This window comes from Marvinbryantia formatexigens DSM 14469, assembly GCF_025148285.1.
Taxonomy (GTDB): Bacteria; Bacillota; Clostridia; order Lachnospirales; family Lachnospiraceae; genus Marvinbryantia; species Marvinbryantia formatexigens.
In genome coordinates this window covers 3,237,018-3,254,141 of record NZ_CP102268.1, presented here as the reverse complement: position 1 = coordinate 3,254,141, position 17,124 = coordinate 3,237,018, and the positions used below count along the sequence as shown (strand labels likewise).

At 52.6% G+C, this 17,124-nt stretch carries 12 protein-coding genes; all 12 read right to left on the bottom strand.

Going from position 1 to position 17,124, the window contains the following annotated elements:
- Nucleotide 1: 1 nt before the first annotated feature.
- Nucleotides 2-1,054: an FtsH protease activity modulator HflK gene (gene hflK / locus NQ534_RS15230; protein ID WP_006861673.1), complete on the bottom strand. Its 1,053-nt coding sequence runs from the start codon at nt 1,052-1,054 to the stop codon at nt 2-4.
- A gap of 303 nt (nt 1,055-1,357) precedes the next feature.
- Complete coding sequence (locus tag NQ534_RS15225) at nt 1,358-1,792, bottom strand: DUF1284 domain-containing protein (protein ID WP_006861671.1); 435 nt, start codon at nt 1,790-1,792, stop codon at nt 1,358-1,360.
- The gene (locus tag NQ534_RS15220) at nt 1,782-2,336 is read right to left on the bottom strand and encodes a biotin transporter BioY (RefSeq protein WP_006861670.1); all 555 of its coding nucleotides are present in this window, start codon (nt 2,334-2,336) and stop codon (nt 1,782-1,784) included. The genes NQ534_RS15225 and NQ534_RS15220 overlap by 11 nt, the downstream gene beginning before the upstream one ends.
- A 420-nt stretch (nt 2,337-2,756) precedes the next feature.
- Nucleotides 2,757-5,435, bottom strand: a complete 2,679-nt coding sequence (locus NQ534_RS15215; protein WP_006861668.1) for an ABC transporter permease — start codon at nt 5,433-5,435, stop codon at nt 2,757-2,759.
- Nucleotides 5,432-6,115 carry an ABC transporter ATP-binding protein gene (locus NQ534_RS15210; protein ID WP_006861666.1) on the bottom strand — a complete coding sequence of 228 codons (684 nt, stop codon included), beginning with the start codon at nt 6,113-6,115 and terminating at the stop codon, nt 5,432-5,434. Before NQ534_RS15210 ends, NQ534_RS15215 begins: the two co-directional genes overlap by 4 nt.
- A gap of 170 nt (nt 6,116-6,285) precedes the next feature.
- Nucleotides 6,286-7,209 (bottom strand): sensor histidine kinase, encoded by a 924-nt coding sequence (locus NQ534_RS15205; RefSeq protein WP_006861665.1) that lies wholly within the window; start codon nt 7,207-7,209, stop codon nt 6,286-6,288.
- Nucleotides 7,210-7,342: 133 nt separating this feature from the next.
- Nucleotides 7,343-9,895, bottom strand: a complete 2,553-nt coding sequence (locus tag NQ534_RS15200; protein ID WP_006861664.1) for a beta-mannosidase — start codon at nt 9,893-9,895, stop codon at nt 7,343-7,345.
- Nucleotides 9,896-9,981: 86 nt separating this feature from the next.
- The gene (gene yicI / locus NQ534_RS15195) at nt 9,982-12,309 is read right to left on the bottom strand and encodes an alpha-xylosidase (protein WP_006861663.1); all 2,328 of its coding nucleotides are present in this window, start codon (nt 12,307-12,309) and stop codon (nt 9,982-9,984) included.
- A 161-nt stretch (nt 12,310-12,470) separates the two neighbouring features.
- Nucleotides 12,471-13,325: a carbohydrate ABC transporter permease gene (locus tag NQ534_RS15190; RefSeq protein ID WP_006861661.1), complete on the bottom strand. Its 855-nt coding sequence runs from the start codon at nt 13,323-13,325 to the stop codon at nt 12,471-12,473.
- 2 nt (nt 13,326-13,327) lie between these two features.
- The gene (locus NQ534_RS15185; protein ID WP_006861660.1) at nt 13,328-14,221 is read right to left on the bottom strand and encodes a carbohydrate ABC transporter permease; all 894 of its coding nucleotides are present in this window, start codon (nt 14,219-14,221) and stop codon (nt 13,328-13,330) included.
- A 127-nt stretch (nt 14,222-14,348) separates the two neighbouring features.
- Nucleotides 14,349-15,719, bottom strand: coding sequence for an ABC transporter substrate-binding protein (locus NQ534_RS15180; protein ID WP_006861659.1), 1,371 nt, complete (start codon nt 15,717-15,719; stop codon nt 14,349-14,351).
- 13 nt (nt 15,720-15,732) lie between these two features.
- Nucleotides 15,733-16,770 (bottom strand): LacI family DNA-binding transcriptional regulator, encoded by a 1,038-nt coding sequence (locus NQ534_RS15175; RefSeq protein ID WP_040782903.1) that lies wholly within the window; start codon nt 16,768-16,770, stop codon nt 15,733-15,735.
- Nucleotides 16,771-17,124: the final 354 nt, after the last annotated feature.

Here is a 17,124-nt window from a genome sequence, read left to right as displayed (position 1 = left end):
GTTATCTTCCTCCTGTCTCTGTTTCCGCTTCTGTCTGCGCGCTCTCCCGCGCTGCTGCCGCGTCTTCCCCGGTAAAGGAATCCAGCGGCAGTACCTTCTGTACGCCGTCTCCGCTGTCGATCACGACCTTCATGCCCGGCAGCACCTCCTCCATCGTTTCATAGAACATACGCTGCTTGGTGACCACCGGATTTTTGCGGTATTCCTCGTACATGGCGTTGAATCTCGCCACCTGCGCTTCCGCCTCGTTGATGCGCGTCTGCTTCTGCGCTTCCGCTTCCTTGATAATCTGGTCCGCCTCTGCCTCCGCCTCCGGAAGCTGCTCGTTGCGGTATTTGTTCGCGTTATTCAGCGCAGTCTCTTTGCCCTGCTTCGCATTCTCCACTTCCTTGAATGCCTGGATAACCTCCGCTGTCGGCGGCTCGGAATCCTGCATGGAAATGTTCACGAGCTGGATGCCGATATCCTGTTCCTCCAGTTTCTGCGTAATCATGTCTTTGATTTTCGACTGGATTTCCCCTTTTCCCGTGGTCAGCACATCGTCCACCTGATAGCTGCCGACCACCGTGCGGATGGAGCTCTGGGCGATATTTTTCAGAATAGCCTCCGGCTCGCCCGCCGCGTACAGATACTGCACCGGCTCCGTAATCCGGTATTCCACGAAAAAGTCTACATTAATAAAATTGTAGTCCGAGGTAATCATGAGGCTCTCGTCCTCCACGTTCTCGTTCGTCGCCAGGTCATAGCCGATCGGAAAGCCCTGTATCGTCGTATTTACCTTGTATACCGACTGAATCAGCGGAATCTTGAAATGCAGTCCGGTCTCCGGCACCGCCTTCGGTTTTCCCATCGTCACCAGGACTGCCTGCTCCTCCTCGCCAATCTGATAAAAGGAATCGCCCGCGAATACCGCCACCAGTATCACAGCGGCAGCAGCCGCAATGCCAATCTTGACTGCTCCCTTCCCCTTTTTGCCTTTTCTTCTCTTCTGTTCATTTTTCTTCAGCTCCTCCGGTTCCCCCGTCCAGTCGCCTTCGTTTCTGAATTCTGTCATACCTTTTCCTCCCGTATGTGCATTTGTCTGCGGTTCCAAAGAGAAGGGAGCTTTCCGCGCTCATCCCGGCAAAGCGACTTGTTTCACAAAAAGCTTCAGAATCATTTTCTGTGTAAAAAAAGACTTTCATTTCAGTGTATACCCTGAAACAAAAGTCTCGCTATTTGCTCACATGAGGCGGATAATAATATCGTTCTGACGCCGCATGTACCATCTGATTCGACTGTACGATGTAAGCTACTCCCTTTTCTTTGATATTTTTTTAACACATTTTTGTGCGTTTGTCAATATATTTCTTCAAAATTATTCGCTTTTTCCTGCATTGATGTCTGAAAATATTTTCCATTTTTCAAAAGAGCACAAACCTTTTGCGTACCACTGGCAGTTTTTGCAGGAGCCGGTAAAGATTTCCTCCGTAAGCTTCTGCGCCGCCAGTTTTTTCAGCCTGCGGTAAGTATAGACCTGTCCCTGCTCTATGCCAAGCGCTTCCGCCAGCGCGGCGTCTTTCTTCTCCACCTGCATTCCGCTCGTCCGGCAGGTGTTTTCCGCCGTCAGATTCGGGCAGCCTGCGCAGATGATATCCGGCGCGCAGACCGCATTCAAAGGTTCATCCTGATGCGCCTCCAGCATTCCAATCATGTTCTCCATATTTCTGCAGAAGCCGTCGCTGTATCCGTATCCTACAAACAGCGGGATGCACAGCAGATGATGAATGCGCAGCCTGAGACTACATTCCATAAGCCAGGTTCGCCGCAGAAAGTCCTCTGCGCACCGCCAGCGCCACGAAATATGCCAGCACTACCGAGATAATGTCCTTTACCAGGTACGGTACGGAAACCGCCAGCGCCGCCGGAACAAACTCCATTTCCATCACCGCCATAAACTGGAAGATGCCGAGCAGATGGCAGATTGCCAGCCCCGCCGCGCTTAATACCACGAGGAGGATTTTATTTTTCTGCTTCATTCCCAGCCCGCACAGAATCACCATAAACAGAAAGCCCCAGATGAAACCGCCGGTCATGCCGACCAGCTTGTCCGCGCCGCCGCTGAAATTTGCAAATACCGGAACGCCCACCGCGCCGAGCAGTATGTAGACCGCTGTCGCCGCCGTCCCCATTTTCCAGCCGAGCACATACGCCGTCAGCGCCACCGCAAAGGTCTGCAGCGTCACCGGAACACCGGACGGCATCGGAATCGCTATCTGCGAAAGTACCGCCAGCACCGCTACAAACATGCCGGTAAAAACTACATTTCTTGTTGAAATTCTTTTTTTGTTTTCCATAATCACGCTCTCCTCATCTTGTCAGAAACTCTCTCCGCCCGGAGTCCTTCCGGCGGCGGAAGAATTGTAAACCATTTCTTTATTATTTGTTTACATTGCGATTGTACACAAAGAGCGCCCGATTGTCAACTATATTTTTTCATTCAGTTTACAATTTTCAGTTTTTACTTTGTTTGCTTTTCTTTAAGAGTTTTTTTCGAATTCAAACAACATTTGGACACAAACCTGTCCTATACTAAAAACATCAAATGAAGCCGACGCGGTGTACGGCGCGTCTGCATCAAACCGGCTTCGACAAACAACAATCTTCCTTTTCCCAAAGCCATTGCGGGACGGAAGTTTACATACATTATATCCTCTAAATGTTTACGGCACCGGCAGATTTTATCTGCTGGTGCCGTAAATATTTCTGTACGCCCTCTATTCATTCATTTTCAGTTCTTCGCAGATATCCGCCTTCTGTATTTTCCGCATGGTCAGAGCAATGGTTCCCGATACAATCACAAATACGCCCGCCGCGGCAAGCCCGATCGCCGCCCACGGAATACGGAATACCGTATCCGCTCCCACATGGAGCACCAGATACACCAGATAGCTGACGCCCGTTGCCAGGATAGCTCCCGGCAGGATGGAGTGCAGCGTATACAGAATACTCTCGAAGCACATCTTTTTTTTCAGACCGCGCCCCGACATTCCCATCGAGCGCAGCATCGCAAACTCCCGGCGGCGAAGCAGCAGATTGGTGGAAATCGTGTTGAACGCATTTGCCGCCGCCACCAGCGTCAGCAGCGTCACAAACCCAAAGGACAGGATATCCATCGCCATCAGAAAGCTTCTGTCCTGCTCGTACTGCGCCGCCAGATTGAGCAGCGTCTGCTCGCTGACATCCGGCAGCCCCATCTCTTTCCCGTCCTCCTCCAGCTTCTCATACAGAGTCCGGTAATCGCTGCACATGATTGAAAAACGTTCGGAGAATCCCCCGGATTCCTCCGCCGTCAGATTCCAGCGCTGCGCCTCGCTCTCCGGCACCAGCACGCGGGGAGAATTCTCATAGCTGTCCACGATTCCCTCCGGCAGCTCCTGCAGCCTGCCCTGCAGCACCAGAGAATTCTGCCGGTTCAGCACCAGCGTTTCCTTTCCGCCGCTTTCCTTCTCTGCACCGGTCTCATCGTCTGTACCGCTTCCCGTTTTCTGTATCGTTTCCAGCCATCCCATCTCACATGCCGCCGGAAGCTCTGAAAACATTTCATACCGCTCATAGCGCTCCGTTTCCGGGTTAAAATACCGGTATGTGTCATAGACCGCCGCCGTCAGCGTCTCCTGTCCGTGATAATCCGCCGGGTCCAGCCCCTGTCCCCGCAGCGCCGCGTCAAACAAATCGTCCGGCAGGATGAGAACATACGCCAGAACCGCTCCCGCCTGCTCTCCTTCAAGCAGCGTCGGCGTACTGTAATCCTTCATTTCCACCTGCTCCTCCAGCACCTTCTGCGTAAATCCCAGATACCGGACGCCTCTCTGATAGCAGATCACCTTCTGCACGCCGTCCTGCTCTGTAAGAAGCGTCCGGATGCTCTCCCGCGTCTGCCCTTCCGGATAGCTGTCGATCACATACTGTAGCTCCACCTCCGGCGCCTCCAGAACAAAGGAGCCGGTTCTTTTCAGCGCATCGCTGACGCTCATTGCCGAGACAAACAGTACAATGCTGAGCGTGAGTGAGAAAATCGTACTCCGGTATTTTTTGCGGTCTCTGCGGTAATTTTTGTCGGCAAGCATACCGGAGAGCCCGAACAGTCCCGCCAATCCTCTCTTTGCCGGCGTCTTCTGCGGCGGAACCCTGATATCCCGGCTGGCGCGGATCGCCTCTATCGGAGAGATTTTGCTGACGCGCCGGGACGGCACCCAGGCAGACAGAAGCACCGTCAGCAGCGCCAGCAGCACGGTAAGCGCAAGCACCGGCGCCGACGTTCTCAGCGCGATCTGGCGCTGCACGCCGTGCATCATCCCGGTAATTCCGTAGCTGACATACCGCAGCGTGATGCCGATTCCCACGATTCCCGAAAGCACACCGACAGGAATCCCGATAATACTTACATAAAACGCCTCATAAAGCAGTGACCGGCGAAGCTGTCTTTTTGTCGCGCCGATGGAAGAAAGCAGTCCAAACTGCGTCGTCCGCTCCCGCAGGGAAATGGAAAATGCATTGTAAATCAGTGAAACTGCTCCCACCATAATCAGTCCGGTCACAATCGCCACCAGCCCTGTCAGTACGCTCTGATAATTACTGTTGTCAGCCGCGCCCTCCCACTGCAGCAGCGAGCTGTTAAAAGAATACTTCTTTGCGATTCCCTCCATGTCCTCTGCAAAGCGGTAAACCTCCCGCGCATCCTTCATGCGCACCAGCACATCCGCATACGCAGACGGCTGAGAAACCGGACCGCAATACACCATAAATGTGGCGATAGCATTCCAGTATGTCTCAAACAGAACGTAATCGTACACGCCCACTACCGTCAGCATCAGCTTCCTGGTATTTTCCAGCGTTTCCGTTCCCGCCAGCTCGTTTTCCACATAGACTGCCGGAGAAAGGCGCTCACCGTCTATATAAACGTCTCCCGCCTCCACCTCCAGCACATCGCCGACCTTTGTCTCCTCTCCGGCCGGCTCATTGACCGCCAGATACGACGGGATAATGATTTCGTTCTCATTTTCCGGCATTCTTCCCTCCCGCAGCGTAACAGGTAACATATCCTGCCGTTCTGCCGGAAGACTCTCCAGGCAGAGATAACCCCAGGCGTTTCCTTTATCCATCGCCTTATCCCATTTTATGCAGCCGAGCTCCTCCATGCGTACGGCAGCCTCCACACGCTCATCCCCGGTGAGCTCTGTCACCTTTTCCGTGGGAACGCTTTGCGCCATGACGTGCCAGTTTCCGCTCCGTTCGATTTCATAATCGCGCAGAAATCCGAGAATGCTCATTCCAAAGGTCGTCACCGCCGTAATCATCGCCGTCGACAGAATAACGCCGATAATGGTGACGATCGTCCGTGCGCGGTTCTGGCGCATTGTTTTTAAGGTGATGACAAAAAAAATATTTTTCATCTGCGGATCACCTCATTTCGCACAATGCTCCCGTCCTCCAGCTCCAGCACGCGGTCCGCCTGCAGTGCAATGCTCTCGTCATGGGTGATCACGATCATCGTCTGCCGGTACTTTTCATTAGAATAGCGCAGAAGCTGCATGATCTCCCGGCTGTTTGCCGAGTCCAGATTTCCCGTCGGCTCATCCGCGAGCACCAGGGCGGGTGCGTTCATCAGCGCTCTTCCAATAGAAACCCTCTGCTGCTGTCCTCCAGAAAGCTGGTTCGGCAGATGATGCCTACGATTCTCCAGACCGAGAATGTCCAGCATTTCCTGCAGACGCTCTTCGTTTACCTGTCTGCCGTCCATCAGCACCGGTAAGGTCATATTCTCCACCACATCCAGCACCGGGATCAGATTGTAGAACTGATAGATCAACCCCACCTGCCTGCGCCGGAAGATCGCCAGCGCCTCCTCGTCCTGCGCGTAAACATCTTTGCCGTCCACAAAAACCTTTCCGCCCGTCGGACGGTCCACCCCGCCGATCAGATGGATCAGCGTTGATTTTCCGGAACCGGAGGAACCGATGATCGCCACGAATTCCCCTTTGTCCACGGAAAAGGACACATCCCGCAGGGCAGCCACCGCGTTTTCCCCTTTTCCATACACCTTCGACAGATGCTCTACCTTCAATATCTCCATGATACCGCTCCCTTCTGCATGTGCGCAGTCTGCATTTTCCTCCCCGCCCGTACTTTTGCGGGCGGGCTTTGCACTGCGCTCCTTTTATGCTCACAGTATAAAGTCCGCAGATGACAATACCATGACTTTCCGGTGACAGATTTGTCACTTCATATGGCTGAATTGCTGCTTCACACCGTACTTTTATAGAACCGCACAGCAAAGCGGCTTCCGCCCTCCGGCGCATTTTCCGCGCGGATGACGCCGTTTTCGCGGCTGACGATCATCTGCGCCAGCGACAGCCCGATGCCAAAGCTCCCTTCCCCGGCATTTTTCCCGCGGTAAAAGCGCTCAAACAGATGCGGCAGATCCTCCGGTGCAATGCCGGGTCCGCTGTCCGTCACCGCTATCTGCACATACAGCGGATTTTCCTCCCAGGCAACAAGGATGCTGCCGCCCTCCGGCGTATACTCCATGCAGTTTTTAATAATATTCCCGACAGCCTCCAGCGTCCAGGCGCGGTCTCCCCGGAAAGAGACATCCGCTTCCCCCGCTGTTTCCAGATGGATATCGCGGATTTCCGCCTGGATGCGAAACGGCTCCAGCGCCGCCCCCGCAAACTCTTCCATGCGGATTTCTTCTATATTAAAGGTAATCGCGTCCGCCTCCAGCTTCGACATCTTCAGAAGCGATGTCACCAGCCATTCAATCCGCTCCAGCATTTTGCGCATATCCAGACAGATGCGCTGCCGCTCCTCCCCGGTCAGCCCGCCGCCCATAAGCCGGGCGTTCATCAGATTCAGAGAAGTAAGCGGCGTGCGAATCTGATGGGAAATGTCCGCCAGGGCGTCCGCCAGATTACACTTATCCTCCGAAAGCCGCTCCGTCTGCTCCCGCAGGCGCACCGTCATTTTATAAATCTCGTCGCGCAGGACATTGATATCTCCCTCGCGGAACCGGCTCAGCTCCAGATGCGTATTTCCATGCAGAATCTGGTCAATTTCCTCATTCAGCCTGCGCAGCTCCTGCCGCTGCGCGCGGTATCGCCGGTATATAGAAAACGCCGCGCACAGCCCCACTGCCAGCCCCAGCAAAAAACTCCACACGTCTCTCACCGTCCCTCTTTTTATCCGTACAAATCACTCTTATTCTACCATGTATCTGCAAAAATTCAAATACCCCGCGGCAAAACCGCGGGGCAATCGACTTTTCTGTGAAATGATACCGGCATCAGCCGACATACTTTCATTATTTAATATCGTAAACGCTGCGCAGGCGGATTCCCACCGGCTCCCCGCCAAGAATCTTTACACGCTTTGTACCGGCATTCATATCAAAGTAATTATCACTCAGAAGCAGATTTTCTTCTTCGTTGAGAATCTCCACGCTCTTTGCGTAAGCTTTCGCGGAAACCTCTATCTCATCGCCAATCAGCCGGTACGTAAGTTCCGGATCTTCATAGCGGAAATACTTCGGATAGGAAAAGTTTACGGTTCCGTCCGAGAGAATCTCCCCGTCCTTTTCCAGCTCGTAGCTGATGTATTCCGTGTAAATATCGGCATCCGGAAATTCCACCTTATCCAGCCACACGCTGGTCAGCGCCGGCACCATTACTTTTTCTTCCCCGCTGCGCAGGATTTCCGCTTTCGGATTGCGCAGGGCATAACGCACCGTCACCACCGCCTCCTCTCTGGTTTCATTTGCCACATTAAGGCGGATAGATTTTTCAAACGTAAAATGCTCCCGGTTCAGGTCCTTGCCGGAGGTCATCAGTCCCTGCTCCTCGCAGGATAACAGCAGCGGAGCAAAAAATCTTCCGGCGTAATAATGCAGCGCTTTCAGACGCCCGCAGTAATCCACCGACGACCAGGAAGCTACCGGCCAGCAGTCATTAAGCTGCCAGTATACCGCTCCCATGCAGCGTCCCCTGTTTCTGCGGAAATGCTCCACCCCGTAGCGGATGGCGTCCGCCTGCAAAAGCTGCGAAGCGTACAGAACTGTCCGGAAATCCGACGGGTACCGGTACGTCTGCTGCATGTAGTTCATAATCTTTCCGTTCGCGCTGCCGTTGCGCTGATGCTTCTCCATAACATAGGAGAAGATATTATAGTCGGACGGGTCATCGCTGATCTGTTCAATCGTTTTCATCGCCGGGAAGGACTGGAAGCCAAACTCCGACACAAAGCGGAAGAAATACTTCCGGTACTCTGTAAACGGCTTATTGCCATGCCATACCTCCCAGTAATGCACGTCGCCCCGGTCCGGGTCCTGCGGAAAATCCAGGCTGCCGCCGGACGACGGGCTCGCCGGCCAGTAGAAGGTCTGCGGGTCATATTTTTGCAGAATTTCCGGAATGATGCGCTCGTACATCAGGAAATAATCGCGCACCTCCTGCGGCTTCGTCAGCCACTCATTGCGTTCGAACACAAACTGCTCCATCTCATTATTTCCGCACCACAGTCCCAGGCTCGCATGATGGCGCAGCCGTTTGATATTGTCAATAAATTCCGCCCGGATATTCGCCTCAAACTCCGGTGTCAAATCGTACAGCGCGCAGGCGAACATGAAATCCTGCCAAACGACAAGACCAAGCTCGTCGCAGATATCATAAAACCAGTCCTCCGGATAGTAGCCGCCGCCCCAGACGCGGATACAGTTGAAATTCGCCCATTTCGCCTTTTCCAGCAGGGTGCGGGTGGTCTGCGGCGTCACTCTGCCAAGCAGATGGTCCTCCGGAATATAATCCGCTCCCATCGCAAAAATGTCGATGCCGTTCACCTGGAAGGCAAAGGATTCGCCCCACTGGTCCTTCTCGCGGTGTACCGTCATGGTCCGCAGACCGATTCTTCTCTCCCAGACATCCAGTTTTTTCGCGCGGGGCTGCGTCTGATGTTCCATCTGGTCTCCACACGCCTCCGCCCCGGCATACAGTGCAACCTCCACGGTATACAGATTCTGCTCTCCGTAGCCGTTCGGCCACCAGAGCTGCGGATTTTCTATCACAAGCTTTCCGGGGCTGCCCGCAGCCGTTATCTTCGTGCCGTCCGGCGCCGTGACCGTCACCTCATAATGCAGTCCCTGCGCGTCCGCTTTGCCGCATCCGCCGCCGTCTGTCTCCGCCTCATAATGCAGTCCCCGCGCATCCGCTTTGCCGCATCCGCCGCCGGACGCCTCCACTTCAAAATGCAGCGTCACCGCATCCGCCCCGTGCTCCTGCCGGATGTAAACGCTCTCCAGTCTCGCCTCATCGATGCCGAGCAGCGTGACCGGACGGAACAGTCCGGCGTCGGGCAAATGTGCGCCCCAGTCCCAGCCAAACATGCAGTGCGCCTTGCGGATATTAACAAAGCCGTCCATCGCATCCTCGGAGCCGTGCGTTTGGCTCACCTTAAAAGCTTCTGCGATATATTTTGTCGGGGAGTGCAGGACGACGCGCAGCTCATTTTTCTCCGGTCTTAAAAGCTGCTTCACCTCAAACTCCCAGATGCGGTGCATATTGCAGGCGTCCCCCAGATGCACTCCGTTCAGATAAATATCCGCCAGCGTATCGATTCCGTCAAAGTGCAGCAGAACACGGTCGCACGCAGACAGTCCGCCTCCGCAGGGAAATTCTGTCACATACTCGTAGTCTTCATCCATCAGCTTCAGCGCCTTCTGCTCGTTATCCTTAAAAAACGGGTCCTCCATCTGCCCGTTTCTGAGCAGATCAGTATAAACCGTTCCGGGAACAACAGCCTCCTGAAAGCCATCGTCTCCCACGCGGCGCATCCGCCAGATACCGTTTAAACTCTGTGTTATCATATTTTGCGCTCCTTCTCATCTGTCAAAGCTGTTCCGGCCGTGCGGCTGTCATCTGGCAGCACAGCCGGAAACTTTTTTTGTCGCTGTCAGTCCTCCAGTGAAACCTGAAGTTCTCCGGTTCCCGCCGGAATCACCGTCTCCTTTGTGCATTCCCCGTCATATATGGTAAGCGGGATATCCCCGGCGGCTTTTTCAAGGCACAGGGTGATCTCTGCATTCTTTCGCCGGGCGGTAATCACGTTTACAATCTCCCCGGCGGTATCCGGCACGCGGCACACCGCCGTCTGTCCGTCCTGAAGCTGATAGAGCCGCAGGGACATTCCCTCTTCATACGCATAATCCGGCCGCGTCTCGTCCGCGCCCAGCGCCAGCAGCGTATTCTCACGCACATACAGCGGCAGCGAAAAATAATCGTAAGTCTCTTTGCGCCATATGCCGCCTTCCTTTACGCCGCCGTCGAGCAGATGCGTCCAGGTTCCCTCCGGCAGATAATATTCGCACACGGAATCCTCCCGGAATATGGGAGCCACCAGCAGCGCCTCGCCCAGCATATACTGCGTATCGATATAAGCCACGGCTGTATCCTCCATAAACTCAAATACCATCGGGCGCATCACCGGCGTTCCCTCCCGGTGCGCCTCAACCGCCTTTGCGTAAAGGTACGGCATCAGCCTGCATTTCAGCTTCGTAAAGAATGCAACTACGTCGCACGCCTCCTCGTCAAAATTCCAGGGAACACGATAGCTGCTGGAGCCGTGAAGCCTGCTGTGCGTCGAGAGCAGACCAAAAGCCGCCCACCGCTTATACAGGTCCGGCGTCGCCGTACTCTCAAAGCCCGATATATCATGGCTCCAGAAGGAAAAGCCGCTCATGGCAAAGGAGAGTCCGCCGCGCAGCGTCTCCGCCATCGACGGATAATTGGCAAAGCAGTCGCCGCCCCAGTGCACCGGGAACTGCTGGCATCCCGCCGTCGCGCTCCGCGCAAACAGCACAGCCTCCTGCTCGCCCTTTACTTCCTTCAGCAGGTTGAATACCGTCCTGTTATAAAGGAAGGTATAGTAATTGTGCATCGCATGCGGGTCGCTTCCGTCATAATAAGAGACATTCACCGGAATCCGCTCGCCGAAATCCGTCTTAAAGCAGTCCACCCCGCAGTCCAGGAGCGTTTTCAGCTTACCGGTATACCAGCGGACAGCGTCCGGATTTGTAAAATCAACCAGTCCCATGCCCGCCTGCCAGTTATCCGTCTGCCATACGCCTTTTCCGTCCGCCCTCTTCAGCAGATAGCCGTTCTGGGCGCCCTCTTTGAAAAACGGCGTTCCCTGGGCAATATACGGATTGATCCACACGCAGATTTTCAGTCCCTTTTCATGATAACGCGCCAGCGTGCCCCGGATATCCGGGAAACAGTCCTTATCCCACTCAAAATCGCACCAGTGGAAAGCCTTCATCCAGAAGCAGTCAAAGTGGAACACCCGCAACGGAATCCCGCGCTGCGCCATCCCGTCAATCATGAAGCTGGTCGTCTCCTCGTCATAATTTGTTGTAAAAGAAGTGGACAGCCAGAGCCCGAACGACCACGCCGGCGGAAGGGCAGGACGCCCGGTCAGCGCCGTGTAAGCATTCAGAATCTGCTTCGGCTGCGGTCCGTAGAAGAAATAATAGGAAAGAGACTCGCCCGGAACCGAGAAGCCCACATACTCCACCTTCTCGCTCGCTACCTCAAAGGAAACATGATCGCTGCAGTCCACAAACACGCCGTAGCCTCTGTTTGTCATATAAAACGGAATGTTTTTGTACGCAAGCTGGGACGCCGTGCCGCCGTCCTCATTCCAGATATCCACCGTCTGTCCGTTTTTCACAAAAGCCGTAAACCGCTCGCCAAAGCCGTACACCCGCTCGCCCACGGAAAGAGACAGCTCGTTCACCATGTAGGGCTTATGAGCTTCCGTCAGATAATTATCCGCCGGATACATGGTGCTGACCTGCCTGTCCCAGCGCATATAGCCAAGGTTCCGGAACCCGCAGGAGGTCAGTACCTTTCCATCTGCCTCAAAGGAATAGCCAAAATTCTTCCGGCTGACGCGCACCTTCAGAAGACCGGTGTCGAGCACCGCCTCCTCTTCGCTTATCTGCACATCAGCGTCATAGATGTCCTCCTTTTTTTCAAACTGCGGAAGATGGCTGTCATAGCCCTCATAATGCCATGCCTTTACGGATATCGTCCCTTTCGCGCACGCCCGGAATTCTATGGTAATCACCGGCATATTCAGCGTATCGCCCCTGCTGCCGATTCTTGTGACCGGCGCAACCACCCGCATACCGCCCGGAATCTTTTCAACCGCATATGCTTCCGCAGCAAACAGTCCGTTGGCACGCTCGCTGCGCAGCCAGTAGCCTTCTGTAAATTTCATGTTCTTTGTCCTCCTTATGCCACATGTTTTTGTCATTATCTTAAAAGGCTGCACAAAATGGATGAAGGGTTATTTTCAGAATCCTTGAAATTCATTTTGTGCAGCCCTATAGTAACAGTTTAAGCAGGTCTTTGCATCCGCTGCAAGGACCATAAGAAAACTCAGCCTTTCACGGCTCCGGAAACCATACCTTTGATAATCTGTTTGCTGAATGCGAAGTACAGCACGATAATCGGCGCCATCGTAATCAGCATCGCCGCCATCTGCTTCGGATAATCCGACGCAAACTGTCCCTTAAACTGGGTCAGCGCCAGAGGCACGGTCTGAAGGGATACGTCCTTGATCAGTACCAGCGCGAAGGAAAATTCATTCCAGCAGCTGAATACCTGGATAATCGCCACCGTCACCAGAATCGGACGGCAGATCGGGAAAATAACCGTCCACAGTGTACGGCTGAAGCTGCTGCCGTCAATCGCCGCCGCTTCCTCCAGCGATACCGGGACCGACTTGACAAAGCCCTCGACCAGGAAAATCCCCATCGGCAATCCAAAGGAAACGTAAGGCAGAATCAGGGTAAACCATTTGTTGGAAATTCCGCATCTCTGGAATACGACGTAAATCGGAACCAGCAGAGAGTGGATCGGGATCAGCATACCCATCAGGAACATCACGTATAAAACGCGGTTCATCTTAAATTTTATTCTTGCCAGAATATAGCCGACGATAAAGCTGAACAGCACGATCAGTATGATCGAAATAAGCGTCGTGCGCACACTGTTCCACATGGATTCTCCCAGATGGTAATCCGGATTGGTGAGAATCCTGATATAGTTACTCAGCGTCGGGTCCTTCGGAAGTCCGATAATATCTGCATTAAATGCGCGCTTTTCCTTCAGTGAGGAATAGAACATCCAGATAATCGGAAAAATGCAGGAAAATGAAAATATAATCAGGATGGCGTTCATGAAAAAACCGAGAATGCCTCTTTTTACTTTCGTACCATTTATACCCTTCATGCCTACGCCTCCTTTTCTCTGGTCAGCCAGCCAATCAGTCCGCGCGATCCGCCGATTACCAGCAGCGAGAGAACAAAAATCGCCACGGAAATACAGCTTCCGTATCCCATGTTACTCTGATTGAACGAAATCTGGTAGCCGTACATTGCCATAACCATTGATGCGGTACCCGGTCCGCCCTTTGTCATAACGTAAATATTATCGAAAGCCTTCATATTGCCGGCGATACACAGCGTAATGCATACCAGCATTGTATTTTTAATGAGAGGAAGCGTAATGTAAACCGCCTTCTGGAAACCGTTGGCTCCGTCAAGCTCCGCGCTCTCAAAAATGTCCGTATCAATAGATGCAATCGCAGAAAGAATAATGACCATATAATAACCGATATACTGCCAGATAAGCGGAATCGTTACCAGCAGCATGACAAGCTTCGTATTGTTCAGCCACACCTGGCACAGATCGGGGCGCCCGATGGCACGCAGAAACCAGTTGATGATACCATACTGATTGTGATAAATCATGTTCCAGATAAGGCCAAGGCATACAGCCGAAATCGTGCTGGGGAAGAACCCGAAGGTACGGTGAATCGCCTTGAATCTGACAAGCTTGGAATTTACCATCATAACAAGTACAAACGCAATGCCGACCTGACCGATAATACACGCCACAACAAGATACATATTGTGCCCGAATGACTCCCAGAAGGTGCTGTCGTGCAGCAGCGTTATATAGTTTTCCAGACCGTTAAAGGTCTTCTGCGGTCCGCCCTTCCACTCAAAAAAGCTGTACACAAACGCGGTGATCAGCGGTACAAACACGGTGAATACAAACATTGCCACGGGAATCAGCAGGTACAAAAAAATTGTTTTGCCTTTCGGCTTAATTGTCGTTAACATTCTTTACTCCTCGCTTTCCTGCCGTTTAAAAACCGTTCTGCCCACTGCCGCGGGCAGAACGGTTCCACACTTTTTCACATCGTTCTGTTTTCGGAAGCCGCCTTTTTAGCTTCCCGGCCTGCCATGATTAATAATTTGCCTCATATGCCGCCTGTGCGTTCTCTGCAACCTCCTGCGGAGTTATCTCTCCGTTGAGCATGGTCTGCAGGTCTGTATTCAGAACATCCCATACAGCGTTTGTCAGATAGGAGTCATAAATCTCGCACGGCTCTGTGTCAACATAGGACCAGTTGTAGAAATCCTGTGTGATCTGGTCGAAGCTGGAAAGGTCAACCTCGTCAACCGTTGTCAGTCCGCTCAGTGCATAGTTCTCTGCTACAAAGCTGGAGAATGCCGGTCCGGTAAGTTCCTGTGCCAGGTCGATTGCCGCCGCCAGCTTATCCGGGTCCTCAGCAACCTTGGAGCTGATAGCTACCGCATAGCCAAGACCGATATTCTGGGAATTCGGAGCCTCGGTAGCGTCCGCCGGCTGCGGAAGCACTGCAAATCCGATGTTCGCGAATTTCTCCGGGTCGGTTCCTTCTACTTCATCTGTTCCGCCCAGTGTAGCCGCAATGTAGGATTCATCCCAGTTACCGCCGATGAATGCTGCAGCAGAACCGGAAATGTAGTATTCACGTGCATCTTCGTTTGTTACTACGTTGAAATCTTCATTGAAGATGGAGGTCTCTGTGAAGAGTCTCTGCATCTCTGTCAGCGCGTTCACAAATGCTTCGTCTGTGAAAGCAGCGCCGCTCTTCTCAATCAGGCTGATGAACCAGTCTGCACCGGTGTAGCGGTTGCCCAGCGTGGACAGGAAGTCGGAGTTCGCCTGCCACTTGCCGCCGTTTCCGAATGCAATCGTGTAGATGCCCTGCTCATTGAAGTATTCGGAAGCCTTCTCTACCTCTTCCCATGTGCTTGGGAAGGTATCGTAGCCTGCCTCAGCCCACATAGCCTTGTCGTAAATCACTACGGTGCAGGTGCCGCCTGTCAGCGCCGGATAGCCGTAGATGGAATCGTTGTATGTAAACGGGGTGAAGTATGCCTGGTTATAATCGTCGTAGTACGGTGACGCCTTGATGGTGTCTGTCAGGTCGTAAACCAGTCCCTGCTCCGCCCAGTCGATGGTATTCATACCCTGCAGCAGGAATACATCCGGGAGGTCATCCGCCGCCGCCAGCGTAGCGATCTGTGTCTTGTACTCTGCGTTCGCCAGAACGTTTTCGTTCACCGTGATTTCCGGATGCGCTTCTTTCCATGCAGCCAGCGTTGTACGGAATCCGTCCGAACCGCCGTTGCCTTCCGCTTCCTCTGAGGTCGAATAATGCATAATCTCAAGTTCGCCTGTGTAAGCGAGGTCATTCACTGCCACATCCGTAGCCGCACCTGCGGTCAGACCAAGTGAAGCAACCATCGTAGCTGCCAGTGCCGTGCTGATAATCTGTCTCTTTTTCATTCTTACTTCCTCCTTAAATTTTGTTTTTGCTTTGCGACGGTTCTATCCGTTTTACAGAAGCGCCTTTGAACAACATGCCGTCTACGGTATACCTTTCTATCAGAGCGGTTTTGGGATGCTCTATCAGGTTCACCAGCTTCTCCGCCGCAATTCTTCCGATTGCCTCCGTGTCCTGACAGATAGTTGTCAGCTTCGGCTCCAGAACCCTTGCAACAATGATTCCGTCGTATCCCGCAATAGAAATATCCTGCGGGATTCTCAGTCCTCTTTCGCGGATTTCGTTGATTCCTCCAATGGCAGCAAAATCGTCCGGATATAAGATACAGGTGGGCGGATCTTTCAGATCCAGAAGCTGTCCGGTTGCCGCCGCAGCTCCGTCCGCATCACGGTAGGGAGACATAATCGTGTACTCATCCGGCACCTCTATTCCCTGCAGATGCAGCGTTCTGTGGAACGCGCCCAGACGGTTCCTTGTTACCGCCGATCCATCCTCTCCGTGGATGTAGGCAATTTTGCGGTGTCCCATACTGTATATGTAGGAAACCAGCTCCTGCATTCCCTGGACGTTATTCGATACGACCGCAATCCTTCCATCAAATATATGGTCGATTGTGACTACGGGAATCTCGGAATTGACCAGCTCCCGTACTTCCTCCGAATTACAGTCCACACAGGCAATCACCACGCCATCCACACCCCTGTACCGGCAGTGTTCGTAATAGGTCATCTTCTGTCCGGAAATGTTTCCGTTTGTAAAGGTGATGTCGTAACCCTTTTCCTCTGCTGTGCGTTTAAAGCTCTCCAGCACATGATTAAAAAAGTCATGTGTCAGACCACTCATTGCTTCATCCATAAACAGCACTCCGAGATTGTGGCTTCTCTTTGTCTTCAGCGTCCTCGCAGAGGAATTCGGGAAATATCCCATTTCTGACGCCGTTTTTAAGATGAAGTTTCTGGTTTCTTCGCCGATGTCCATGTATCCATTGATAGCCTTGCTGACGCTGGCTACCGAAACATTGCACCGGCGGGCAATTTCTTTCATGGAAACCATCGGGATCCTCTCTCTTTCTTTTCTCTTTTCCCTTAATCGTTTTCGTAAACTCATTTTATTCTATCTGGCACAAAAAATCAAGTCTTTTTTCCATTTGTTTGTGCATTTTGCATTCATTCTCCCTACTGCACAATTTTTGCTTTTCTCTTTTTTACATTTTTATGTCATTTTTATAACAAAAACCATTTTTCTACGAAAATTTTCGTAACCAAGTGTTTTGATTTCTTCTTTCCGATTTTTTCGGACGGCTGAATCCTCCGCTTTCTCTTTTCGTGCAATTCATCTTCTTTTTTTCATTTTTCCTTCAGATTATTATTGATTTTTCCTATTATTTTCGCTATACTATAAAAGACA